The organism is Hydrogenophaga sp. H7, assembly GCF_002025745.1.
GTDB classification, from domain to species: domain Bacteria; phylum Pseudomonadota; class Gammaproteobacteria; order Burkholderiales; family Burkholderiaceae_C; genus Hydrogenophaga; species Hydrogenophaga pseudoflava.
Map to the genome: position 1 here is coordinate 364,553 of NZ_MCIC01000014.1, position 22,104 is coordinate 386,656.

The following is a 22,104-nucleotide window of genomic DNA, read 5'->3' on the forward strand; positions in this document are numbered from 1 at the left end:
TTTGAGGCTTCGCGCTATCCGATTCGTAAGACAACGGAATGTGTGCGGGGCGTTAGCTCAGTTGGTAGAGCAGCGGACTCTTAATCCGTAGGTCGAGTGTTCGAGTCACTCACGCCCCACCAGTTTATTTGGTATGTGAAGCTCCTGGCTGAAGTCAGGGTCACCGTTCGATTTGATGGGACGTTAGCTCAGTTGGTAGAGCAGCGGACTTTTAATCCGTTGGTCGGCAGTTCGAGCCTGCCACGTCCTACCAAAATCCCCTTGTGGGACAAGGAAAGCCCGCTACTAAAACGGTAGCGGGCTTTTTTGTTTGTTGCTCCGTTACCAGAGCATTACCAGTTTCGCGACGAGTGCTCCTGTGTGTGGCATGGGCGCATCACACTCGTGTGGTGTCTTCCTTCGCTCAGCGCGCCAGGGGCAGCGAGTCAATCAGGGCCTCGATATCCGACGCCCTCCAGGCCACTGAGCGCTCACCGAGCTTGACCGGGGCAGGGTACTTGCCTGCTCGCACTCCGCTGTACCAGTCAGAACGCGAAACGGGGAATCGCTGAAGCACCTTGGGCAGGCGCAGCAAGGTTTCAGGATTGATGATTGTTTGGCTCATGGGGCTCCGTGTTGAATGCCCGAAGCCCGGAAGATGTTCCGCGGGCAGACCCACTCCGCGCCGCCACAACCACCACGTTCTCACGCCCAGCCTCAGGCCACTGGTGTAGCCCCTGCCTTTAAACGCTGGCAGGGTGGTTCTGCGAAAGCCTCCCACAGTGGCCCGTCCCACGAAAAGACTCAACCACCTGTTTTCATGAAAGGCACTTGTGCCAAAATGTTTCTAGGATCAACCGAGGGAGGGAACATGCGCAAGCTAGCTTTGACACTTGTATCGGTGGTCGCCTTGTCTGCATGTGGCGGCGGTGGTGACGACTCGAAAGACTTGTTTAGCCTGTGGACCCGAGATGGTTCAAACACTCCGCTCGACTTGAGCACCGCAGGCTTTGGTTCAGAGAACCACCTGAACCTGTACACCGCAGACGGAACGCGCTGCATCTGTGACCTTGCCATTATCGGAACACAGGACAGCGGGTCTATTGCCATCACTGGATGCATCTCTGTTCCCTACAACTCAACCAGAGACAGGCAGTGCCAAGCAGCGAACGGGTCAGGGACCTACAGCAAGACGAGCAACGTTTTGACGATTACGCGTAACGGCCAGACAGGAACGTTCCGCTAGGTCATCAAAGCCTTCCTCTTGCGTACTCTTCAAGCGCCTGAGGAGGTAAGCGAGACGCGGATTTGCTGGACGCAGTTGCTCCGCGAACAGGCGCCAGGCGTGGAAGATCAGCGACCTCCGCTGCAACGGACGCAGAGCGCCCTTCCAATCGAGAAGCTGTTCACCTGATGTCTAAAGAGAGCCGCAAGTCTTCTCCGCAAGGTGACACCGGATAGTCTGTTCGTACGCGAATATGGGAGGTTGAATGAGCAATCACATCAGGTCGTCCGCACTCGTCTTTGCGGTGACTGCACTAGCGTACGGTCCGGTCTGGGCGGTAAACAAGTGCATTGATCCAAGTGGGGCTGTAGTTTTTCAGGACGCACCTTGCGTTGGAAAGGGTGAAACCCTGACCGTTAGACCCGCCAGTGGTGCTGTTCCGAAGGCTCAATCTGCTGATGCGGCAGGACCAGATGGGTCGTCCCAATCGAAGCCTATGACGGAAGCTCAGCGCATCGAACGCCAAGTGGCGGCGAGTCAACAAGACCGACGAAAGCAGGAACTGGAAGTGAGACTTGTGCCTGATGCCGAGGGTGCAATCCTCCGCCACCGCGCCGCCTGTGACCGCGACATGAAAGCATTGCAGGCAAAGAAGGCCTTAGCAAACAACAACCTTGCGGGTGCTACCTGGGAGGGGTCGATCTCAGGAGAGATGACCGCTCTTGCGACTACCTGCGACACCAGAAATCGAGAGTTGCGAGAGGATGCGGCAGCACTTCGAGCCGAATGTCAGAAGCTCGGCGGGTGCAGGTAGCGCCTGTCTTTTTGGCCCAAGATTTGAGGATGCGCGGGGGCAGCACCGCATGCGACACTTCGGCTTCCTCCTAAGGTGTGACAGCCTTTGGTTATGCCCGGCAAGTCCGGGCTTCTTTTTTCCTCGAAATACTGTATAAACACACAGTACAAGATAGTCCCGTGAAGTCCCGTGCAAGCCACTGTGTACCGCCTCCGCGACCGAGGCATCAAGCTGCCCAGGCCGTTCCCGCCTGTCGCTGGTGATGTGCTCTTGGCAAAGGTTGACCGGGGGGATTTGAAGTACCTGCAGGCCCGGCTAGTTGTGGACTCAAGGGAGGTACTACCCCCACTGCATCAAGCGGTGGTGTCTCGGGTCACAAGAAACGGGATGGTGATCCACGGGGCAGAGATGGTGCAGCGTGTCCCGGGCAGTGGAAAAACGCAAGTGTCGAAGCATCCCCAAACATGGTGGGTGCTAGTGATGGCAGAGGCACCTGTCGGCGTTGATGTTCTAGAGGAGATGGCAAATGGAGACGATCCAATCAGCGGCTTGCCCTACGCTGCTTCGTTGCCCCCGGCTTGGCAGCGCGCTAGGGGCACAAGAGACGATGATTCCAGGTGATCCTGCCGACTACGTTATCCAGCAGCACGGCGCCTGGTGGATGGTCACTCGGCAAGACAACCAAGAGACGATTTACGCAGGCCCTGGTCCCGTTGAGCTTCTGCGCTCGCGAGCCCCGTTTTAGATCGGGAGGCGCAGTGCATACGCCTTTTCAGGCTCGGCGGGTCCATGGCGGAACAGTTCCACAGGAGGGACGCGGATCAAGGCTTCCGCTGCTTCCTTCGGGCCATGCAGCCACAGGTCCCAATCCTCCAGCTCGATGGGCACCACAGTCCGTTTGTCCTGCTTGTCGGGCGGTTTCGTGGGGTCTGGCCTATGCATCAGCGCGAGCAACGGGTGGCCGTCACAGTTCTGGGTCAGCATTGTGTAGTTCGGCACCACCTCGCCGGTTACCGGGTCGGTCCATTCGTTCCATATCCCTGCCAGCATCCACGGCTGGCCATCTGCGCGCCAGAACCGCCACCAGGTGTTCTTCGTCATCCCCATGGGGTCGGTATGCGAGATTCCCCAATAGGGCTCTTGAAACCACTCCGCAGGTATCAAACACCGCTGTCCGCGTGACCACGGGAAGCGGAACGTCCAAGCGGTCGCCACAGTCTCGCGCCTTGCGTTGTTCGTGCTCAGGCGTCGCCCCTCGCGTGTCTTGGGGGTGCGCTCCTTCGAGTTGGGCGGGATCATTCCCCATTGCCCCACCTGTGCGCGGTTGTCTTGCCGGATGTAGACCCCTTTCCCCAATGGGGCGACCGTCTGATCCCAGCTCAGATTGTCGAGGTCGAGAAACAACTGTGAGCGCAGCGTCTGCGCATCAGTTGACCCTGTCAGGTTGCACATGCTCAGCAGTCCTCGAACATCTCAACCACATGCACAGGCACGGTTGGCGGAAGATCATGCGAAAACCAGTTTGCAGGCTTCCAGTCAGTCGGAGGGGCCTTCGCGATCTCTTCTGCAGAGCGGTTTTCAAGAAGGTCATTCAAAAGGCTAGGACCAAGCGCAAACGGGACGTTGTGCCCCATCTCTGGTTCGTAGTTCAGGGACCTTTTGGAGATGTGATACGTCTCGTCCCACGGGCCGACCAAGTCACCGATGCCAGCACGGACTCGAATGTCCATAGACCCATTGTCATTGAACAGTGTCAGCCACTGAAACCGCAGACCACGGTAGTTCTGGACTGCGCTAAGCACGGCGGATTTGATCTTCATGAAAAAAGCATACGCCAGGAGCAGCCCACGGCAAACCGGAAACCTCACCCGCAGCACTTCTGCACGCACCACCGAAAGGAAGCACCATGAGCACGGAAGAAATCAAGGAACTTGACGAGAACCTCAAGCTCCAGACAGCGGCACTTGTCTCGACAAACCTCATGCTAGGGGCGTTGATCTCTGTCATCACAGAGGAACAGTTTTTGAAGATGGCCCATCGCTACGTGCTAGACACACAGCAGCACAACGCAAACTTGATGGCCTCCAAGAGGCCAGATGCGAAGGAGTGGCATGCACTCATGGAAAAAATGCAGCAACAGCTTTTCGGCCAAGTTATGTTGACGAGAGAGCAGCACAACTCTTCAAGGAACTAGAGGCCTGAGCGCCTTTGCTTACGCCAGTCCCAAGGGGCAACAGGATCAGGGCTCGACCACAGGCCACGCCGGTCAGCCTTCGCGCCACTCTGCAGGGGGTACAGGTGCTCATAGCCCTCGGAGTACCTATCAAACACCCAGGCCATCCCTGCACGCACCTGTGACGTTGCAACGTCCTTCCCCTGGCATTCAACGTCGGCCAGGGTGCGGCGGTACTTGTCACGCGCGTTCGCTCTGATAGTTGCTGTCTCCCGAAAGCAGAGGTCGGACAGGGCTTGCTTAGAACGCTGCCCAAACGCCTGGGCCTTCTCAGGTGCATCGATTCCCGATATGCGCACCTTCACCTGTTCATAGGCTCCCGGCTCTCCACAGCGGGCTGTGAGGGTGTCCCCATCGGCGATGGCAACGATCAAACAAAACAAAACAGCACTGGTCACTTGACTACACCTCAAACGGTCGAAGTGTCGCCACAAACACCTCGCGCGCCAGTGCCAGAGCCTCCTTGGCATCCTCTTCCAAGACGACATAGGGGCTCATAGATGCTTTCTTCGCTCTCGCGACGATTACGTTTTCATCCCGTCCCAAGCGGAAGTGGGCTAAAGCGTTGCGCTTCTCCCTCAGTGCATCGCAGCGGTTCAGCAAGTCCTTCGGTAGCGTTCCTGCTTCCTCTGCAAGAGGGATTGCATATCGCTTGCGCTCGCCCTTTTTGGGCTTGTCTGCCGAGGTCTTGCCAATTGCGAAGAGCGACTCTTCATCGAGAGAGTGCTCAACCACCGAGAACGAGAGGATGAGTGTGGCGGCGTACAGGCCTTCGATGTAGCAGCTACGCGCCTCGTCCATTAGTCGGAACTGCTCGAAACGCCCCACCATCGCAGACGGCAGGCGCGGGAGAAAGTTCGCCCAGACATACCTATCCGCTCTTGCCTCTCTGGACTTGTTGTCTTGGACTTCTAGTCCACTCAGAACTCGTTCACGGAACTGTTCTCGTGTTTCATTTGGATCAATCATTCCAGTAGCGTACACCTGGGGCGTGGCTCACAGCACTGAATGTTTGTGGCATATTCGCAATTGATTTCGTATTCTGAAAGGCTGCATATGCCAAAAGGCGGTTATCGGTTTGGAGCGGGACGGCCATCAACTAAAGCCAAAGCTGAACAGCTTCCGAGGATCGACCTAAGAGAGCTTAGGCAAAAGGGATTGCTTAACTTTGGGGATGCCTTTACCTGGCGATGGTCGAAATTTGGGGAAGTCATTGGCTCTGTTTCGGCGACATTCACAGACACGCATAGCCTCGCCCTTAGGAATGCCTCTTGGACTCAGAGAATAGAACTTGATTACACCGAATGCCATTTCGGTGGACGCCGCCTTTGGATGCGTTGCAATCAGTGCAATTGCCGGTGCTCAGTGGTGTATTTGAGAGGTCAATCCTTTTCATGCAGGAAGTGCTCCAAAGTCTCTTACACATCACAGTCAGAGGACTATTGCGGCAGACTCTGGCGCAAGCAGGCGAAGCTAGAAAGCAAGTTGGGAGGTGGATGGTCAAGACCGAAGGGAATGCATCGGAAGACGCACAATGCCGTCTTTGAGAAGATCGTTAACTGCGAGGAACAAAGAGAAGAGGAGTTTGTGCGCTTCGCTCAAAGAATCATGCAGTCCGACCGCTATTAGATTTGCTAATTACACGAACGATAGCATTAGGGAATCGGAATTGACTTTCTGTTAGCAATTGCTAGTATCTAGGTGCTGAGTTTCGGCCCGCCAGCAGCCACGCAATTAGTGAGGCTGCAATGCTTGTCGAACAGAGTCAGCGAATTGAAATTGATCCGGACGCACTAGAGACCTATCTCGTCACTATGCCGCAGGCGCCGTGCCCTGTGGTACATCACTTTGGCCCCGGCGTCTATATCCGCGAAGTCACCATTCCCAAGGGTGCTATCGCGATGGGGCACAAGCAGCGCCATGAACACCTGAACATTGTCCTTAAGGGCTCAGTCGCCATCATTGGCGATGATGGGCAAGTCAAGGTCATTTCTGCGCCTGCAATCTTCGTCGGTCAACCTGGGCGCAAGGTTGGCGGCTGCATTGAAGAATGTGTTTGGCACAATGTTTATCCGAATCCTGATAACTGCCGAGACATTGAAACGCTGGAGGCCCGCTGGCTTGAAAAGTCAGAGATTGCGCTTGAGTATGAACGGCTTTACGTTGAGTGTCTCTCAAGTCATTACGAGAAGGATCGTCAAGACTACGCTGTAATGCTGGAAGAGCTTGGTCTTTCGGATGAGTTTGTTAGGGCGGAATCCGAAACAGTTCAAGACTTGATCGAACTTCCGGGCGAGTACGCAACTCGCATATCTGTTCGCAGTTCGGCGATTGAGGGGAAAGGGCTGTTTGTCTCCTGCCCTGTAAATACGGGTGACTTCATTGCCCCAGCAAGGATTGGCCGCTTCAGAACCATTGCGGGACGCTATACAAATCACGCCGCCATTCCGAACTGTGAGTTTCGAGAAGCCCCTGATGGTGATCTCTATTTGGTTGCGCTCGCTAATTTGAACGGTTCAATTGGTGGGTCGTTCGGAACGGAATTGACGGTCAACTATCGCGATGCATTGAAGTTGTCTCGTCACAAGGAGGCACTGCAATGAGTGCCATCTATACCGCAGTTGCGACTGTTGCTGTTGGAGCCTACTCAGCAGATCAAGCACGAAATAGCGCGAACCGAGCAACAGCAGCGGGCCTAGAGGCCAATGCAGCAGCACTCGCGCAGAGCCAACAGCAATTCGAGGCTTCCCAGCGCCTGCAGCAATTGATTGCAAGCCAGCAGATGGCGACACAGCGTCACATCGCAGGAATGCAGATCGGTGAGTCTCGCAGGCAATTCGCGGAAGTTCAAAAGGTCCTGGCACCGTTTATTACGGCAGGAAACGAGGCGCTTGGCCCTCTGAGGCAGTACCAAGCCACCGGCTTGGAGGCCATGGGCGACCAGCGCGATTTGCTGGGGATGAATGGATCGCAAGCCCAGCAAGCGGCTATTTCTGCGCTGTCCAACTCGCCAGAGATGGCGGCTTATCTCCAGCAAGGGGAGGGCGCGATTCTCCAAAACGCTGCCGCTACCGGTGGTCTACGTGGCGGGAATACACAGGCCGCACTCGCTGAGTTTCGCCCGTCTTTGCTGGCGGGGATGATTTCTCAGCAATACGACCGCCTGGGAGGGCTGACTTCGCTCGGAGCTAATACATCATCCATGTTGTATCAGACTGGTCAATCAGCAGCGGCTGGACAGGCTAATGCAGGCATGCAGGTTGCCGGTCAAATCGGTTCTGCACTGGCGGGATATTCCGAGGGTGTTGGTAACGCGTATGGGACCCTGGCGCGGACCACTTCCGCCAACAGCGCGGGGATGGCCGGGGCATACAACCAGTATTACAACAACCTCGGTTCCATGAACGCCGGGAACGCTCTCGCCATCGGCAGCGCCAACCGAGACTTTGCGAACACGGTGGCTGGTGCCCTAGGGTCCTACTCCTTCATGCAACAGATGAAGGGCAACGGGATGGGAAGCAACCCAAGCACCGCAGGCCTAGCAGCCTCCTACACAGGAGGGGGAGGGTACTCCCTTGCGAGTGGCTACCAGGGCGGCGGCCTTGGCCTAAAGGCCAGTTTTTGACCTTCCAAGCGCCCTCGCACTTGCAGTGCTCGGATACCTCTTGAAGTAGTCCAGTAAGTCGGCCTTGTCCTGTGCGGGGGTACTCAGAATGTCCTGGCGCATCTGTTCGCGGGCAGCTTCTGAGTCTCCCCATTCTTCGCATGCGGTCATGGCCGCTTCAACGATTTCACCCGTCAACGCGTGAGCATCAACAATGAAGTCGTGAAGCGCATCCCGGTTGGCCCGGATCAATTCTCGGTGGGTGTCGGTCAGGTGCGCGGCCGGCCATGCCCGCAGAGTTCCGTCCTCGCGTAGATGCAGGGCGATGCCATCGGCCGCGAGTTTCTTGAGAATGGTTTTTGCATCCATTTCAGAACACCTCGCTATCTTCCGATGGGTCCGATGAGGCGGCGGCAAGAGTTGGGACAGACGCGCCATTTGCGAACTCCGCCACCGAAGAACCCGAAGACCGCCACTCTCCAAGGGTGGCATTCTTCGCATTCTTCGTGGCGTTCTTCGGCAGGCTCCAGTACCAACCGCCGTCCATGCCGTGTTTTCGCTTTTCGATGTCCAGGTCCTTCGAGGCCCGCTCGATAGTCCTCCAGGCATGCCCGGCCGTCGTCGCCTTGCTCTTGACCGTTGCCGATGGGATCGGCCCGCCTTGAAGCAGGTTGAGCAAGAAATCAGACGCTCCGTCGCGGGAGGTCTCTGGTTGCTCTGCAGCGTCGGCCAGCAGCTCCCGCGCTGATCCTTCAACCTGCTCCATCCACTCGACCCGCGAAGCGTAGATTCCTGGCAGGGCTTCAACCTGCCTGAGGTCATACCGCACGCCCCCGTCATCCGGGCCAATATTCGACTTCGAGCGGGCGAGAATTCGGCGGTCGTCGCCGTCCTCCTGCTTCACCTTTGCCGCGACCAGAACAACCCGCGCAACGGCAGCGAAAGCGATTGAACCCACCACCCGTTGAGCCGGGTCGTTTCCTGCACCTCCTTTGCTGAAGTGGGAGATACCCAAGACCGCACAGCGGCATTTCGCAGCCAGGTCAACCAAGGGTTGCAAAGAGCGGCGGACCACGTTGTTACTGTTCCCGTCCCCTGTGACTGCCGAGACGACGGGATCAACCACCAGCAGTCGGACATTGCCGATGCGCTCCAACTCTGCTTCGAGGTGTGGGAGGTCGGTTGATGGGTCAAAGGCCGACACCCCATCAGCTCGGCGTGTTCCCTCTACGAAAAACACCCGGTTGCGATCCCCACCGCTTGCGATGAATCGGGGCAGCAGGGTGTCCGCGGGGTCGTCTTCTCCGCTCCAGATGACAACGTTTCCGGGCTCTGTCACCCACTCTCCATCCGGCCATCTGCCCCCGACAGTCACAGTAGCGGCGAGGGCTCCGGCTGCAATGGTTGTCTTCCCCTGTCCGGGCATCCCCGCGAGGACATGGAGCTTTCCAAGCGCCAGCCAGTTGGGCCAGAGCCATGAAACCGGCTCAGGGTTCAAGTCTGCGCCGCTTGTGAGCACAACAATTGGATGGTGGTCGTGCATCGATGGCGCAGAGTTTCCAGGCGCGAAGAGTCGGTCAAGGTCTGGTGGACTAGCTGCAATGTCCTGATCCAGCGCAGAGAAAGCCCGCTCTAGTGATTTGCGGTCATGAGTCATGCGAACACCTCCGACACCCGGGCAATTCGGTTCGCGGCCACGAGCAAACGCAGTCGGTCGTCCTTCGTCAGTGCCTTCCCGTCCGCAAGGCCGGCAGCAGTGATAGCCACGAGGTTTGATTCCTCGGTGAGCACCTGAAGCGCCGCGCGTGCAGATATCGGGGTTGGCTTGTGCTGGGGGTTGGGCTTCCCATCCTCAACCCAGGCACCCAGGTCCTTTGCCGCCTCGACAAACTCAAGACCGTGGGCGTCCATGTGGTACGCCAATACATCCCCGCCAGATGCACCGCAGCCCGCCATGCACACATACCCTCCGGTGTCGAGGTTGATGCGCATGGAGTCGCTGCCCCCGTGAAAAGTGCATGCAGCGGTGCGCCACTTTCCGCGTCCGGTCGGGATCAGTCCTTGACTCTCGAAATAGGCGAGAGGGTCGGGAAGGTGTGAGCGTTCAAACCCCATGACTCACCCCCACCAGCTTGGCGAAGTCCTGCAGGGCTTCGAGGTCCTTGCAATACCGCGACAGGCCATATCGCGAGACGTAGAAGCCGCCGTCTTGCCCTTTGTGGACTGTGTGACCCTTGAGGGCAAATGCAGCGCTCAGTGATGCCTCAGGTTTCGTCAGGGCGAGTTCATCCCTCGCGGTGAAGCGATGTGCATTCATCGTGGGGACTCCTTACGCCTTGGACAGCGAGGCGATCAGCGCGGAAATGTCCGACTCTTTCCAGGCCACGGCGCGGGGGCCAAGCTTCACCGGCTTGGGGTACTTGCCGTCTCGAATTCCTTCGTAGAACGCTGACTTGGAGACGGGGAGGCGCTGCAGAACTTTGGGCAGCTTCAGCAGGGTTTCAGGTTGCGCGTCTTGGGCCATGTTGGGCTTCCTTTCGATCAAGCACCCGGACGAGCGGGGTTCTGACCGTCAGGAACATGCAACATGCAGACTAGCTACCGCGCATCTTCTTGTGCTAAGGTCTCAGAGTCGGTTCAAGACACCTCGGCCCTAGTGGTCGAACCCCTGACACCCCATTCGATTGCTCTGCGAAAGCAAACGTTTGGGGTGTCGCCTTTTGTGGGTCCGAAAATTCCAACAAAAGGACTGACATGGAGTCTATTTGACTTCCTCGGAACGACCAATCAGGCACCCAATGGTTTGACCTATCGTCTTGCATGGGCTGGATGCATGATCAGTGCCCCCCGGAAATCGCGGCCGATGGTATGCGATGTGCTGCACCGTGTAAATAGGGCGGCTGAAAAACTATCAAGACCGCTAACGTCCGGGATGGTTGAGCGACATTTGGCAAGCAAGACAAGTGGGAAAAAACGTTCAAAATCAATAACTTATATGATTTGATTGCGAACGTTTGGCGAATGAAGTGCCACTAATCACTTGCCAGTTGTTGTGTCGTTATGCCTCCACGTGGGTAGCATCTCCACCACTTTTCGACAAGATTGCTGCCAGTTGTGCGCGCATAAATAGAGAGGCTGTCAAGGTTGGTGCAGATCTCTCCGTCCTCTTCGATCTTGCCTCGCCTGTAATTGCTTAAGTTGTCTTGGTTCTCGCCCATGTTGGCGTCTTAGTTCTAGCCTTCGTCTGCGAAATGCTTGGGATAGATGCGAGCATTTTCTGGAGCCCGGAATCGGTAAGTGCGGCCTTACGCAGCTTCAACGCTTGCACGCCATCGGGCCGGTGGGTGACAGCGCCCACGCGAAGAAGGGTCCTGATTTCGCCGACCTTCTCTTCTATGGCGTGAGCGATGCCGGGTGCATATGCCCAAGCGTGCCCGCTCCGTAGATCATTCTGACAAGCTGTCCAGCCAAGCAGAACGTGCCGCTCCAACTGCGCGCGAAACTCTGTCTCGGTGAGGTCAAGGGCGCGCAATTCCCGGTCAATCTCCTTCACCTCTTGATCGACGCGCCGTTTGTTTGCTCGTGCCCGTTTCTCTTCGGGGAGGGCATGGACAACAAGGCGGAAGTGATCCGCCGTCCCGTCTCCTTTCGACAGGACAAAGCGGCGGTTTTCACCGTTGCGCCACCGCACCCCGCGAGGTGCCTCGCATTCGTCAGGGAAGGGCGTCCCTGGCGGGATCAGGCCGGACACTTTCAGCAGGTCACGCGACCCCAACAGACCCACGCTTTCAATGTAGTTATGAAGCGTAAGCCCCTTTGGAGGATCTGAGCGCAGATCGTCCAGTGAGGTGATGTGCCGGTCACTTGGAAATACCTGGGTGCCTTTGGGTTGCGTACCTTCCTTTCTCATGATCCACCTCAGTCCCGGAAGAGGATGCAATTGCGCTCGCCGTACTTGGCCTGCATTAGTGCCAGTGCTTGTTGAGCGCGTTCGGGCGTGTAGAACCATGGAGACTGCTTCTCACGCCTGTTGACGACATACAGGACGCAAAGCTTGTTGCTTGATAGCGGCGCCTGGCATGCGGTGCGCATCCGGTCACGGGCCCGCAAGTGTTGAAGGTGAGTTATCTCCCGGCGTCGCGTGACCCACTCGCCGCTTTCGTCGACGAAACCGCCGCAGACCTCGAAGTACTGGCGGGTTACATTTTGCTTAGCCATTTCAATGCTCCTTCATTGCTGTGGTTAGGGGAGGGAGGGTGTTCCACCACCTTCTCGCCCCGACTTGTCGCCTCGGATGATCTGCGCCGAGGCGTCGCAGCCGTTACGCTTTCTTGCGCTTCGGGAACTGGATGACGGTTTCTTTGGGTTGGTTCAGCAGGCGCAGCAGCTTTTCCATGCTTTGCCGCTTTTCGTCCAAGTAGTCGTGCCCGTCATAGTGGGTTGCCTGAACGCCCGTGATGCCGTGAGACTGAAGGCGACCGCGAAGGTCTTTGGATACCTTTGCGGCGGCAAGGGCGGTCTCGACTCCACTACGTACCCTCTTGAGCAGGAACCCCGGAATCTGCGTGCCTACAGCTTCAGCAGCCCATTTGCCGAGGTTTCCGGGCGAGATGTGCGTCTTTCCGCCATCGGTTGACAGGCGATAGGGCGCATTGCCTTCGCACGTATCAAGCTCCCTTTTCAGTGCCTTGGTGATGGGGATGGGATGGGCTCGCGGCGGCTTTCCTGGCCGTCCTTTGCCGTCGTAGATGGTGAAGCAGTCTTCAGACACCTTGTCATCAAGCAGGCGGACAAGCTGGGCCACCCGCTGCCCACCTGACAAGAGGTGGATGCGCAGGGCTACTCCCGGCATTCCTTCCACAGTCTGCAGAACACCCCAATAGGTGCGCAGTTCATCGAGAGAAAGAGGGTGCTTGTCCGGGCGGTTGGCAGACTCGTCCGGGCTGGTCTCAGCGGCCGGATTGGAGTTGATGTTGTAGCCTTTGAAGGCAAGCGGAATGCTCGGCTTGGACTTTGCCGCCTTTGCTACTTGGTAGGCCGCCCGGACATAGCTGCGCAGCTTGTTGGCGGTTCGGTCTTTTCCTGCCTCAATGAGCTTGCGCATCATGTCGGCTATCTCTTCGGTCGTGACCTCTGATGCAGGCTTTGCCGATGTGGTCGGGTAGGCGTCGAACACATGGTTCTTGAAGATGGACAGGGCGTCAGTGTGGGACTGCCTCCCCAGGTTCTGCAGGTATCCGCAATAGTCCCTGAGCAAGGCTTCGAGGGTGAACTTTGAACGGGCCTCAACTTGGCGGCGCTGCTCTTCAAGCGCGGCAAGTTCTGCCGCTTTCTCCTTCTCCGCGTCGGCCTCTTGCTGCCTGCGTAGAGCTGCAATCCCGCCAATAGAGAGGTATTGCCGGTGAAGAGTGGCAATCTCTGCTGCCTTGATGGCAGCGGCGCGGCGAGAGTAGCCGAAAGCAGTTGGCTCAACGGATAGGGGTGGGCTCTTCGGGTCGAAGACGCCTATCAACTCACGGGCGTCACGCTCGTTCAGCGTGTAGCGCCAGAAAAAAGCGACAAGCCCATTTGCCTGCTTGCGAGCTTGAAGCGTCCCTGAGGGGTGAATCTTCTCAAGGGTGATGAATTTGCCGGGCTCAAGGTTGCTCAGCGATTTGGGGGTGGTAGCCATCCGATCCTTTCGTTACCAGTTGATTACCAGTCTAGTAACGGATGCTATCGGACTTTGTTGGATGGCGCTACACCATAAGTGAATCAAATCAACGGGTTATGACTTGTACGTATGTCCAGTGTCATCCAAAGTCGTCCAAAATATCGGACTTTTAATCCGTTGGTCGGCAGTTCGAGCCTGCCACGTCCTACCAAAATCCTCTCTCTGAGGACATAGAAAGCCTGCTACTTTTTTTGGTAGCAGGCTTTTTTTGTTGGCGTTCCCGCTGCCTGCGCAGGAATGGCCGGGTTTGGCTGTGCTCATTCGGCCTTCAGTCCGTGCCAGGGTGTCCGATATTCCAGAAACCCATTGCCATCTTGGCGTGCTTCCACCATACAGAGGCATTGTCGGAGTGGGGAAGGTGGAGCTGCTCCTTGCGACGCATACAGCTCTGTTCGGACGGGCAGTGAATCAAACGGGGACACCACATGGGACTGATCATCAAGGCCCTGCGCCAATGGCGAATCCGCACACGCATGGTTGCCCTGCTTGTGATCGCACTGACTCTGGTGTGCCTTGTGGCCGCGGCCGGGGTCCTGTCCCTGCAACTGCAAAGCCAGCGCACCGACGAGTTCATCAACCGCTCGCTGCATTTGTCTCACCAGCTCAGTGAGATCAACCGAAAGGTCGGGGACATCAATCGGGCGGAAAAGGACATGGTCATCTACTACGACGACCGCATCACGCTCAACCAGCACCGGGATCGGTGGACAGCCGCGGTGGCTGCGGTGCAGAAGCAACTGGGCGTTCTGCTGGACGGCGCCGGCGAGAAGGCGGCCCCACCGCTCAAAGAGGCGCTCACCAGGCTGGAGGCGTATGAAGCCGCCACCAAACAGATCGTGTTGCAGGTAGAGGACGGTGCCTACGACAACAGCCACACGGCCGACAAGATGCTGGGACAGGCCAAGGAACAGATGCGCCTGATCGAGGCGGCGTTGCAGGCGCTGGCGCAGGTGCTGGATACCGATGCCGTCGAAGCGCGCGCCGCGCGAGAGCAGGGCGTCCAGCAGGCCACCATGATCAGCCTGGGCGTGCTGGTTGCCGTGGCGCTGCTGCTGGTGCCATTCGTCTGGCTCAACATGCGCAGCATCTGTGTCCCACTGGACCAGGCGCGCGAACTGGCCAGCGCCATTGCCCAAGGTGATCTGACCCGCCATGTGGACACTGATGGGCGCGACGAAACCGCCGCCATGTTGACCTCGTTGCAGTCCATGCAGGTGTCGCTTCAGGCGGCTGTGACGCAGGTGCGCCAGGCCAGCGACAGCATCGGCACGGCGAGCGCGGAGATTGCATCGGGCAACCAGGACCTCTCCAGCCGCACCGAGCAGGCGGCCAGCAACCTGCAGCAGACCGCGGCCTCCATGGAGCAGCTGACCAGCACGGTCAAGAACAGCGCCGATGCGGCCCGCCAGGCCAACCAGCTGGCCGCCAGCGCCTCGGAGATCGCGGTGCGTGGTGGTCAGGTGGTCGACCAGGTGGTGCACACCATGCAGGAGATTCACCGCAGCAGCCAGAAGATCAACGACATCATCGGCGTGATCGATGGCATCGCCTTCCAGACCAACATCCTGGCACTCAATGCGGCGGTGGAAGCGGCTCGGGCCGGCGAGCAGGGCCGCGGCTTTGCGGTGGTGGCGGCCGAGGTGCGCAGCCTGGCGCAACGCAGCGCCGAGGCGGCCAAGGAAATCAAGGGGCTGATCAGCGCCAGCGTGGACAGGGTCGAGACCGGCAGCCGTCTGGTGGGCGACGCGGGCCAGACCATGGGCGAGGTGGTGGCCAGCGTGCAGCGGGTGACCGACATCATCGGTGAGATCAGTGCGGCCGCGGGCGAACAGAGCGACGGCATCGGCCAAGTGAACGTGGCGGTGGCGCAGCTGGATCAGATGACGCAGCAGAACGCCGCGCTGGTCGAGGAAAGTGCAGCAGCGGCCCAGAGCCTCAAAGACCAAGCCACTGTGCTGACCCGCACGGTGCAGGTGTTCCGGGTGCAATGACCACGGTCAGCCGCAGGAGCGGAGTCTTTGCGGTCGCGGCCTTCGCTCTCGACCGGGCGCCTGCGCTCAGGCCTTCTTCTTGAGCAGGCCGTAGAGCGCCAGCAGCACGATGGCGCCGACGACGGAAGCGACGAATCCCGCCGGTTGACCCGGCGCATAGAGCCCCAGGGCGGCGCCTGCGTAGCTGGCCAGAAACGAGCCGGCGACGCCGAGCAGGGCCGTCATGATCCAGCCCATGCTGTCATCGCCGGGCTTGAGCATGCGTGCGACGAGGCCTGCGATCAGGCCGATGAACAGGGTGCCGAGAATGGACATCATGCGAAAGGCTCCTTTCAGAACGCAGAGACAGGCCTCTGAGTGTCGGTCACTGTAGCGCCATTCTTTCGATGGCGCAGCCTGTACCTGGCGCCGTCGCCCGGTGTGTGCAGGACGTCATCCCGCAGCAGCCTTCAGGCGACAGAGTTCGCCGCTTCAATCGCTTCGGTCAGTTCAAGCCACCGCGCCTCGACCGTCTCGATCTCGTCGTTCACCGCCTTGAGCTGCCGACCGGCGTCGGCCAGGGCTGCGGGCGTGGCCGGCTGGCTCAGGGTGTCTTCCAGCCGCTGCTTGTCCTGGGTCAGCGCGGCGAGACGTTTCTCCGCCTGTTCCAGCGATTTCTTCAGCGGTCGCAGGCGCTCGGCCAGTTGCTGGCGCTTCTGTGCATCGAGCTTGCGCTGTTCGGCGCTGCTGGGCGCCGGTGCGGCGGCCACGGCCGGGGCGGGGGCTGACGCCACCACCGGTGCCGGGGCCGGTGCAGTCTCTGCCCGCGCCTCCTGCCGGCGCGCCTCGCGGGCCTGCTTGGCCACGTCCAGCAGGTAGCGCTGGTAGTCGTCGAGGTCGCCGTCGAACGGGGCGATGCCGCCCCGCGAGACCAGCCAGAACTCGTCGCACACCGCGCGCAGCAGGGCCCGGTCGTGGCTGACCAGCATCACCGTGCCTTCGAACTCGTTGAGCGCGACCGACAGCGCCTCGCGCGTGGCCAAGTCCAGGTGGTTGGTCGGTTCGTCCAGCAGCAGCAGGTTTGGGCGCTGCCAGACGATCATGCACAGCACCAGGCGCGCCTTCTCGCCGCCGCTCATGCTGCCCACGGCCTGCTTGACCATGTCGCCGCTGAAATTGAACCCGCCCAGGAAGCTGCGCAGGTCCTGCTCGCGCGTGGCCTGGCCACTCAGGCGGCCTTGTGCCGTGCAGTCCTTGACCAGTCGGATCATGTGCTCCAGCGGCGTGTCGGCCGGGCGCAGCACGTCCAGTTCCTGCTGCGCGAAGTAGCCGATGTTCAGGCCCTTGCCCTCGATGATCTCGCCGCTGATCGCGGCCAGGTCGCGCGCGATGGTCTTGACCACGGTGGACTTGCCCTGGCCGTTGGCGCCCAGGATGCCGATGCGCTGGCCGGCCAGCACCGACTTGCTGACGCCGCGCACGATGGTGATCGGGTCGCCGCCGTCCACCGCCGGCGGGTAGCCGAAGCTCACGTCGTGCATGGCCAGCATGGGGTTGGGCAGGTTCTGCGGTTCGGCGAACTCGAAGTTGAACTCCGCCTCGGCCAGCACCGGGCCGATCTTCTCCATGCGCTCCAGCGCCTTGACCCGGCTCTGCGCCTGCTTGGCCTTGCTGGCTTTGGCCTTGAAGCGGTCGATGAACTTCTGCAGGTGTGCCATCTTCTCCTGCTGGCGCGCGTAGGCCGTGGCCTGCAGCGCCATCTGCTCGGCGCGCATGTCCTCGAAGCGGCTGTAGTTGCCGCCGTAGCGGGTCAGCAGGGCGCGTTCGATGTGCACGGTGACATCGGTGACCGCGTCGAGGAATTCGCGGTCGTGGGAGATCACCAGCAGCGTGCCCTGGTAACGCTTGAGCCAGTCTTCCAGCCAGACCAAGGCGTCCAGGTCCAGGTGGTTGGTGGGTTCGTCGAGCAGCAGCAGCTCGCTCGGGCACATCAGCGCGCGCGCCAGCTGCAGGCGCATGCGCCAGCCACCAGAGAAGCTGTTGACCGGGCGCTCCAGTTCGTCGCTGCGAAAGCCCAGGCCCAGGATCAGGGCCTGCGCCCGCGCCGGCGCATCGTGCGCGCCCGCGTCGTGCAGCGCCATGTAGGCGTGGGCCATGCGCTCGCCGTCGTCGCTGGCCTCGGCCGCGGTCACTTCCTGCTGGGCGGCCAGCAGGGTCACGTCGCCTTCGATGACGAACTGTGTCGCGGGCATGTCGGTCTCGGGCATGTCCTGCGCCACCTGGGCCATGCGCCAGTGGGTGGGCACGCTGAAGTCGCCCTTGTCTTCGTGCAGCGTGCCGTCGAGCAGGCGGAACAGGCTGGATTTGCCGGCGCCGTTGCGGCCCACGAGGCCGACTTTCTCGCCGGGGTTGATGGTGCAGGAGGCGCCATCGAGCAGGACCTTCGTGCCGCGACGAAGGACCAGGTTTTTCAGGGTGATCATGGGGAAACGGAAGCGGGAGAAGTGGCGGCGCGCAGGGCGTCGGCGGTCAGCAGCAGCACCTGGTCGTCACCGGCGCTGGTCGAGAGCCAGACCACCTCCAGCTGCGGGAAGGCGGCTTCAAAGAAGGGGCGCTCGTGGCCGATTTCGAGCACCAGCACGCCGTGCGGGGACAGGCGCGGGGGCAGGTCGCGCAGCAGTGCGCGCACGAAGTCCATGCCGTCGGCGCCACCGGCCAGCGCCAGCTCGGGCTCGGCGCGGAACTCCGGCGGCAAGGCGGACATGCTGTCGGCGTTGACGTAGGGCGGGTTGCACAGCACCAGGTCCCAGGGACCCGGGCAGGCGGCAAGTCCGTCGGACTCGATCAGGTGGACTCGATCCTGCAGCCCGTGGCGGTCGACGTTGATGCGCGCCACCGCCAGGGCTTCGGGGGAGAGGTCGGCGCCGGTTACCTGCACCTCGGGCCAGGCCATGGCCGCGAGCACGGCCAGGCTGCCATTGCCGGTGCACAGGTCGAGCACCTGCCGGGTGTCCTCACCGAGCCAGGCGTCGAAGCCGCCGTCGGCGATCAGCTCGGCAATGAAGCTGCGCGGCACGATGGCGCGTTCGTCGACGTAGAAAGGCACGCCTTGCAGCCAGGCTTCGCGCGTGAGGTAGGCGGCGGGCTGGCGGGTTTCGATCCGACGCCCGATCAGGGCCTCGGCCTCGCCGACCTGGGCGGCCTGCAGCTCCTGGCACCCGATGGCGTCCAGATCGCTGTCCAGCGGCATGCCCAGCGACCAGAGCACCAGCCAGGCCGCTTCGTCGCGCGCGTTGGTGGTGCCATGGCCGTAGACGAGGCCGGCGGCCTCCAGCCGGTCCTGGGACCGGTCCAGCAGTTCCTGCAATGTCATGGTGTTCAGCCGGCCAGCGCCGCGCTGCGGTTCAGGCGTTCGAGCACGCCGCGGTAGATGGCCGTGAGCGGCTCGATGTCGGCCACGGCCACGTGCTCGTCGACCTTGTGGATGGTGGCGTTGGGAGGACCGAGTTCGACCACCTGCGGGCAGATTTGCGCGATGAACCGGCCGTCGCTGGTGCCGCCGGTGGTGGAGAGCTCGGTCGCGATGCCGGTGGCGTCCTGGATGGCGGCGCGCACGGCATCGACCAGGGTGCCTGGCGTGGTGAGGAAGGGCAGGCCGCCCAGGGTCCACGCGAGGTCGTAGTCGCTGCCTGGCCGCAGACCATGCCGCGCCAGCACCTCGGCCACGCGGCCCTGCAGGCCTTCGGGCGTGGACTCGGTGGAGAAGCGGAAGTTGAAGTCGATGACCACGGTGCCGGGAATCACGTTGCTCGCGCCGGTGCCGCCGTGGATGTTGCTGACCTGACAGCTGGTGGGCGGAAAGAAGGCGTTGCCTTCGTCCCAGACCGTGGCCGCCAGTTCGGCCAGTGCAGGGGCCACCAGGTGGATAGGGTTCTTCGCCAGCTGCGGGTAGGCGATGTGGCCCTGGATGCCCTTGACCGTGAGCTTGCCGCTCATGGTGCCGCGGCGGCCGTTCTTGATCATGTCGCCGGTGCGCTCGACCGAGGTCGGTTCGCCCACGATGCACCAGTCCAGCCGTTCACCGCGTCGCTGCAGTTCCTTGCAGACCACCACCGTGCCGTCGTTGGCCGGGCCTTCCTCGTCGCTGGTGAGCAGGAAGGCGATGTCGATGGCCGGCCGCGGCGTGGCGGCGAGGAACTGTTCGCAGGCCACCACCATCGCCGCCAGCGAGGTTTTCATGTCGCTCGCGCCGCGTCCGAAGAGCCTGCCGTCGCGGTGGCTGGGCACGAAAGGGTCGCTGGTCCAGGCGTCCAGCGGGCCGGTGGGCACCACGTCGGTGTGGCCCGCCCAGACGAGGGTGGGGCGCCGACCGGTGCCGCAGCGCGCCCACAGGTTGGCAACGCGGAAGGCGTCCGGTCCGCTGTCCATGCGCTCGCATGCAAAGCCCAGCGTTTGCAGCCGCGCCGCGATGATGTCCAGGCACCCCGCGTCATCGGGGGTGACCGAGGGGCGGGCGATCAGTTCTTCGGCAAGGCGCAGCGTGGCGGTCATCAGAATTTGACGTCGAGCGTGAACTCGGTGAAGGTGGCCTGGTCGCTCTGGTCGTCGTCCGACGGCGTCGCCGCCTGGCTGGCCTTGGAGGCGTTGAAGTCGTTCTGCAGACGCCAGAGCAGGTTGTTGGGCGAATCGGCATGCACCAGTGCCTCGTTGCGCGTGACCAGGCCGTCGAGCACCAGACGCGCGAGGTCCTGCTCGAAACTCTGCGAGCCGACCGCCAGCGACTTTTCCATCGCCTCGCGCACCCCCGAGAAGTCGCCCTTCTGGATCAGGTCGGCCACCAGGGCGGTGTTGAGCAGCACCTCCATCGCAGGCACTCGTCCGCCGGTGTGGGTGCGCAGAAGGCGCTGCGACACGACGGCGCGCAGCGCCGCGGCCAGATCGCCCAGCATCGTCGGGCGCACCTCGACCGGGTAGAAACTCAGGATCCGGTTGAGGGCCTGGTAGCTGTTGTTGGCGTGCAAGGTGGCCATGCACAGGTGGCCCGACTGGGCGTAGGCAATGGCGGCCGACATGGTCTCGCGGTCGCGGATTTCGCCGATCAGGATCACATCCGGCGCCTGGCGCAAGGCATTCTTCAGGCCGACCTGCAGCGAGGCGGTGTCCCGGCCGACCTCGCGCTGGTTGATCACCGACCGCTTGTTGCGGTACATGTACTCGATGGGCTCCTCGATGGTGAGGATGTGGCCGGTGGCGTTCTCGTTGCGGTGGTCGATCATGGCCGCCAGCGTGGTCGACTTGCCTGCGCCGGTGGCACCGACCATCAGCACCAGCCCGCGCTTTTCCATCACGATCTCGTTGAGGATCGGGGGCACGTTCAGCGAGTCCAGCGACGGCACGTCCGCCGGAACAAAACGGATCACCACCGCGTAGTTGCCGCGCTGACGCATGGCACTGACCCGGAAGTTGCCGATGCCGTCCAGCGGCACCGCCATGTTGAGCTCACCGGTTTCCACCAGTTCCTCGATGCGGGCCGGCGGCACGATTTCGGACAGCAGGTTGCGCGGCGCCTCGGGCGGCAGTACCTGGCTATTGATCGGGATGGTCTGGCCGTTGATCTTGATCATCGCCGGCGCATGGGCCGACAGGTAGACGTCCGAGGCCTTCTTGTCGGCCATCAGGCGCAGGATGCGCTCCATCGTTCCGCTGCTCATGTCGGCTCCCGGGTCAGGCGTTGAGATCAGTCGCGCAGCAAGTCGTTGATGCTGGTCTTCGAGCGCGTCTGGGCGTCCACGCGCTTGACGATGATGGCGGCGTACATGCTGTAGTCGGCGCCGTTGGCGGCCTTCTTGGGCAGGTTGCCGCTGACCACCACCGAGCCCGAGGGCACGCGGCCGTAGCTGATCTCGCCGGTGGCGCGGTCAAAGATCGGGGTGCTCTGGCCGATGTACACGCCCATGCCGAGCACCGAGTTCTCTTCCACGATCACGCCTTCGACCACTTCGGAGCGGGCGCCGATGAAGCAGTTGTCCTCGATCACGGTCGGGTTGGCCTGCAGCGGTTCCAGCACGCCGCCGATGCCGACGCCGCCGGAGAGGTGCACGTTCTTGCCGATCTGTGCGCAGGATCCCACGGTGGCCCAGGTATCGACCATGGTGCCCGAGTCGACATAGGCGCCGATGTTCACATAGGAGGGCATGAGGATCGCGCCCGACGCGATGAAGCTGCCGCGGCGGGCCACGGCCGGGGGCACCACGCGCACGCCGGTGGCCTTGAGTTCGGCCTCGGAGAGGTGGGCGAATTTGGTCTGCACCTTGTCGAAGAAAGCCAGGTCGCCGGCCTTCATCACCGCGTTGTCCTTCAGGCGGAACGACAGCAGCACAGCCTTCTTGATCCACTGGTGCACCGTCCATTGGCCCACGCCTTCGCGGGTGGCCACGCGCAGCTTGCCGCTGTTGAGTTCGGCAATCACGTGCTCGACCGCGTCCAGCACTTCTTTCGGGGCGGAGGCGGGCGAAAAGTCGGCGCGCTGTTCCCAGGCGTTGTCAATCAGGGTTTGCAGTTGTTGGGTCATGAGACGGGTCGGC

23 protein-coding genes and 2 tRNA genes are annotated in these 22,104 nt (G+C 61.0%); 6 read left to right on the forward strand and 19 right to left on the reverse strand.

Annotated features, from left to right (window positions below):
- The first annotated feature begins 46 nt into the window (after positions 1–46).
- Positions 47–122, forward strand: a tRNA-Lys gene (locus BC358_RS10810).
- A gap of 55 nt (positions 123–177) precedes the next feature.
- A tRNA-Lys gene (locus tag BC358_RS10815) sits at positions 178–253 on the forward strand.
- Between the two features lie 150 nt (positions 254–403).
- On the opposite strand, the gene BC358_RS10820 is transcribed toward BC358_RS10815, so the two are convergent.
- The 3 genes from BC358_RS10820 to BC358_RS10830 form a co-directional block, all read right to left on the reverse strand.
- Positions 404–604, reverse strand: a complete 201-nt coding sequence (locus BC358_RS10820; RefSeq protein WP_079365804.1) for an AlpA family transcriptional regulator — start codon at positions 602–604, stop codon at positions 404–406.
- Positions 605–2,741: 2,137 nt separating this feature from the next.
- Entirely contained in the window at positions 2,742–3,452 is a 711-nt protein-coding gene (locus tag BC358_RS10825; protein WP_079365805.1) for an SOS response-associated peptidase, read from the reverse strand.
- 2 nt (positions 3,453–3,454) lie between these two features.
- The gene (locus BC358_RS10830; RefSeq protein ID WP_079365806.1) at positions 3,455–3,820 is read right to left on the reverse strand and encodes a hypothetical protein; all 366 of its coding nucleotides are present in this window, start codon (positions 3,818–3,820) and stop codon (positions 3,455–3,457) included.
- 86 nt (positions 3,821–3,906) lie between these two features.
- Here BC358_RS10830 and BC358_RS10835 point away from each other — a divergent pair, with 86 nt between their 5' ends.
- Complete coding sequence (locus tag BC358_RS10835) at positions 3,907–4,194, forward strand: hypothetical protein (protein ID WP_079365807.1); 288 nt, start codon at positions 3,907–3,909, stop codon at positions 4,192–4,194.
- On the opposite strand, the gene BC358_RS10840 is transcribed toward BC358_RS10835, so the two are convergent.
- Together BC358_RS10840 and BC358_RS21830 are read right to left on the reverse strand one after the other, a co-directional pair.
- Entirely contained in the window at positions 4,191–4,721 is a 531-nt protein-coding gene (locus tag BC358_RS10840; RefSeq protein WP_306292793.1) for a thermonuclease family protein, read from the reverse strand. The two genes, BC358_RS10835 and BC358_RS10840, sit on opposite strands and share 4 nt — an antisense overlap.
- Positions 4,636–5,202: a hypothetical protein gene (locus tag BC358_RS21830; RefSeq protein ID WP_143434267.1), complete on the reverse strand. Its 567-nt coding sequence runs from the start codon at positions 5,200–5,202 to the stop codon at positions 4,636–4,638. Before BC358_RS21830 ends, BC358_RS10840 begins: the two co-directional genes overlap by 86 nt.
- A 779-nt stretch (positions 5,203–5,981) precedes the next feature.
- Between BC358_RS21830 and BC358_RS21835 the strand changes: the two genes are divergently transcribed.
- Together BC358_RS21835 and BC358_RS10845 are read left to right on the forward strand one after the other, a co-directional pair.
- Positions 5,982–6,836, forward strand: coding sequence for a hypothetical protein (locus BC358_RS21835; protein WP_143434268.1), 855 nt, complete (start codon positions 5,982–5,984; stop codon positions 6,834–6,836).
- Entirely contained in the window at positions 6,833–7,858 is a 1,026-nt protein-coding gene (locus tag BC358_RS10845) for a hypothetical protein (protein ID WP_143434269.1), read from the forward strand. The genes BC358_RS21835 and BC358_RS10845 overlap by 4 nt, the downstream gene beginning before the upstream one ends.
- On the opposite strand, the gene BC358_RS10850 is transcribed toward BC358_RS10845, so the two are convergent.
- The 8 genes from BC358_RS10850 to BC358_RS10885 form a co-directional block, all read right to left on the reverse strand.
- Positions 7,841–8,206 (reverse strand): hypothetical protein, encoded by a 366-nt coding sequence (locus BC358_RS10850; protein WP_079365809.1) that lies wholly within the window; start codon positions 8,204–8,206, stop codon positions 7,841–7,843. The two genes, BC358_RS10845 and BC358_RS10850, sit on opposite strands and share 18 nt — an antisense overlap.
- Position 8,207: 1 nt before the next feature.
- Positions 8,208–9,494, reverse strand: a complete 1,287-nt coding sequence (locus BC358_RS10855) for an AAA family ATPase (RefSeq protein WP_256861470.1) — start codon at positions 9,492–9,494, stop codon at positions 8,208–8,210.
- A complete protein-coding gene (locus tag BC358_RS10860; RefSeq protein WP_079365811.1) occupies positions 9,491–9,952 on the reverse strand; it encodes a CHC2 zinc finger domain-containing protein in 462 nt (153 codons plus the stop codon). The genes BC358_RS10855 and BC358_RS10860 overlap by 4 nt, the downstream gene beginning before the upstream one ends.
- Positions 9,942–10,154, reverse strand: a complete 213-nt coding sequence (locus BC358_RS10865; RefSeq protein WP_079365812.1) for a hypothetical protein — start codon at positions 10,152–10,154, stop codon at positions 9,942–9,944. The genes BC358_RS10860 and BC358_RS10865 overlap by 11 nt, the downstream gene beginning before the upstream one ends.
- A gap of 12 nt (positions 10,155–10,166) precedes the next feature.
- On the reverse strand, positions 10,167–10,361 hold the full coding sequence (locus BC358_RS10870) for an AlpA family transcriptional regulator (RefSeq protein ID WP_079365813.1): 195 nt from the start codon (positions 10,359–10,361) through the stop codon (positions 10,167–10,169).
- Between the two features lie 669 nt (positions 10,362–11,030).
- Complete coding sequence (locus tag BC358_RS21840) at positions 11,031–11,747, reverse strand: hypothetical protein (RefSeq protein WP_143434270.1); 717 nt, start codon at positions 11,745–11,747, stop codon at positions 11,031–11,033.
- 8 nt (positions 11,748–11,755) lie between these two features.
- Positions 11,756–12,055: a hypothetical protein gene (locus BC358_RS10880; RefSeq protein WP_079365815.1), complete on the reverse strand. Its 300-nt coding sequence runs from the start codon at positions 12,053–12,055 to the stop codon at positions 11,756–11,758.
- Between the two features lie 103 nt (positions 12,056–12,158).
- Complete coding sequence (locus tag BC358_RS10885) at positions 12,159–13,508, reverse strand: hypothetical protein (RefSeq protein WP_079365816.1); 1,350 nt, start codon at positions 13,506–13,508, stop codon at positions 12,159–12,161.
- 467 nt (positions 13,509–13,975) lie between these two features.
- Here BC358_RS10885 and BC358_RS10890 point away from each other — a divergent pair, with 467 nt between their 5' ends.
- Positions 13,976–15,541, forward strand: a complete 1,566-nt coding sequence (locus BC358_RS10890) for a methyl-accepting chemotaxis protein (protein WP_079365817.1) — start codon at positions 13,976–13,978, stop codon at positions 15,539–15,541.
- Between the two features lie 66 nt (positions 15,542–15,607).
- Here the strand turns inward: BC358_RS10890 and BC358_RS10895 are convergent, their stop codons facing one another.
- From BC358_RS10895 to dapD, 6 genes are all read right to left on the reverse strand, one after another.
- Positions 15,608–15,859, reverse strand: coding sequence for a GlsB/YeaQ/YmgE family stress response membrane protein (locus BC358_RS10895; protein ID WP_206610671.1), 252 nt, complete (start codon positions 15,857–15,859; stop codon positions 15,608–15,610).
- A 131-nt stretch (positions 15,860–15,990) separates the two neighbouring features.
- Complete coding sequence (locus tag BC358_RS10900; RefSeq protein WP_066160377.1) at positions 15,991–18,003, reverse strand: ABC-F family ATP-binding cassette domain-containing protein; 2,013 nt, start codon at positions 18,001–18,003, stop codon at positions 15,991–15,993.
- Positions 18,000–18,893, reverse strand: coding sequence for a 50S ribosomal protein L3 N(5)-glutamine methyltransferase (prmB, locus tag BC358_RS10905; protein ID WP_079365818.1), 894 nt, complete (start codon positions 18,891–18,893; stop codon positions 18,000–18,002). Before prmB ends, BC358_RS10900 begins: the two co-directional genes overlap by 4 nt.
- Positions 18,894–18,898: 5 nt before the next feature.
- Positions 18,899–20,071: a succinyl-diaminopimelate desuccinylase gene (gene dapE / locus BC358_RS10910; RefSeq protein ID WP_079365819.1), complete on the reverse strand. Its 1,173-nt coding sequence runs from the start codon at positions 20,069–20,071 to the stop codon at positions 18,899–18,901.
- On the reverse strand, positions 20,071–21,231 hold the full coding sequence (locus BC358_RS10915; protein WP_066160364.1) for a PilT/PilU family type 4a pilus ATPase: 1,161 nt from the start codon (positions 21,229–21,231) through the stop codon (positions 20,071–20,073). The genes dapE and BC358_RS10915 overlap by 1 nt, the downstream gene beginning before the upstream one ends.
- 26 nt (positions 21,232–21,257) lie before the next feature.
- A complete protein-coding gene (gene dapD, locus BC358_RS10920) occupies positions 21,258–22,091 on the reverse strand; it encodes a 2,3,4,5-tetrahydropyridine-2,6-dicarboxylate N-succinyltransferase (RefSeq protein WP_079365820.1) in 834 nt (277 codons plus the stop codon).
- Positions 22,092–22,104: the final 13 nt, after the last annotated feature.

Bases quoted from the DNA above. Each gene is read 5' to 3' on its own strand.
- BC358_RS10820 (WP_079365804.1), bottom strand. From the start codon at position 604: ATGAGCCAAACAATCATCAATCCTGAAACCTTGCTGCGCCTGCCCAAG.
- BC358_RS10825 (WP_079365805.1), bottom strand. From the start codon at position 3,452: ATGTGCAACCTGACAGGGTCAACTGATGCGCAGACGCTGCGCTCACAG.
- BC358_RS10830 (WP_079365806.1), bottom strand. From the start codon at position 3,820: ATGAAGATCAAATCCGCCGTGCTTAGCGCAGTCCAGAACTACCGTGGT.
- BC358_RS10835 (WP_079365807.1), top strand. From the start codon at position 3,907: ATGAGCACGGAAGAAATCAAGGAACTTGACGAGAACCTCAAGCTCCAG.
- BC358_RS10840 (WP_306292793.1), bottom strand. From the start codon at position 4,721: ATGTCGTCTTGGAAGAGGATGCCAAGGAGGCTCTGGCACTGGCGCGCG.
- BC358_RS21830 (WP_143434267.1), bottom strand. From the start codon at position 5,202: ATGATTGATCCAAATGAAACACGAGAACAGTTCCGTGAACGAGTTCTG.
- BC358_RS21835 (WP_143434268.1), top strand. From the start codon at position 5,982: ATGCTTGTCGAACAGAGTCAGCGAATTGAAATTGATCCGGACGCACTA.
- BC358_RS10845 (WP_143434269.1), top strand. From the start codon at position 6,833: ATGAGTGCCATCTATACCGCAGTTGCGACTGTTGCTGTTGGAGCCTAC.
- BC358_RS10850 (WP_079365809.1), bottom strand. From the start codon at position 8,206: ATGGATGCAAAAACCATTCTCAAGAAACTCGCGGCCGATGGCATCGCC.
- BC358_RS10855 (WP_256861470.1), bottom strand. From the start codon at position 9,494: ATGACTCATGACCGCAAATCACTAGAGCGGGCTTTCTCTGCGCTGGAT.
- BC358_RS10860 (WP_079365811.1), bottom strand. From the start codon at position 9,952: ATGGGGTTTGAACGCTCACACCTTCCCGACCCTCTCGCCTATTTCGAG.
- BC358_RS10865 (WP_079365812.1), bottom strand. From the start codon at position 10,154: ATGAATGCACATCGCTTCACCGCGAGGGATGAACTCGCCCTGACGAAA.
- BC358_RS10870 (WP_079365813.1), bottom strand. From the start codon at position 10,361: ATGGCCCAAGACGCGCAACCTGAAACCCTGCTGAAGCTGCCCAAAGTT.
- BC358_RS21840 (WP_143434270.1), bottom strand. From the start codon at position 11,747: ATGAGAAAGGAAGGTACGCAACCCAAAGGCACCCAGGTATTTCCAAGT.
- BC358_RS10880 (WP_079365815.1), bottom strand. From the start codon at position 12,055: ATGGCTAAGCAAAATGTAACCCGCCAGTACTTCGAGGTCTGCGGCGGT.
- BC358_RS10885 (WP_079365816.1), bottom strand. From the start codon at position 13,508: ATGGCTACCACCCCCAAATCGCTGAGCAACCTTGAGCCCGGCAAATTC.
- BC358_RS10890 (WP_079365817.1), top strand. From the start codon at position 13,976: ATGGGACTGATCATCAAGGCCCTGCGCCAATGGCGAATCCGCACACGC.
- BC358_RS10895 (WP_206610671.1), bottom strand. From the start codon at position 15,859: ATGATGTCCATTCTCGGCACCCTGTTCATCGGCCTGATCGCAGGCCTC.
- BC358_RS10900 (WP_066160377.1), bottom strand. From the start codon at position 18,003: ATGATCACCCTGAAAAACCTGGTCCTTCGTCGCGGCACGAAGGTCCTG.
- prmB (WP_079365818.1), bottom strand. From the start codon at position 18,893: ATGACATTGCAGGAACTGCTGGACCGGTCCCAGGACCGGCTGGAGGCC.
- dapE (WP_079365819.1), bottom strand. From the start codon at position 20,071: ATGACCGCCACGCTGCGCCTTGCCGAAGAACTGATCGCCCGCCCCTCG.
- BC358_RS10915 (WP_066160364.1), bottom strand. From the start codon at position 21,231: ATGAGCAGCGGAACGATGGAGCGCATCCTGCGCCTGATGGCCGACAAG.
- dapD (WP_079365820.1), bottom strand. From the start codon at position 22,091: ATGACCCAACAACTGCAAACCCTGATTGACAACGCCTGGGAACAGCGC.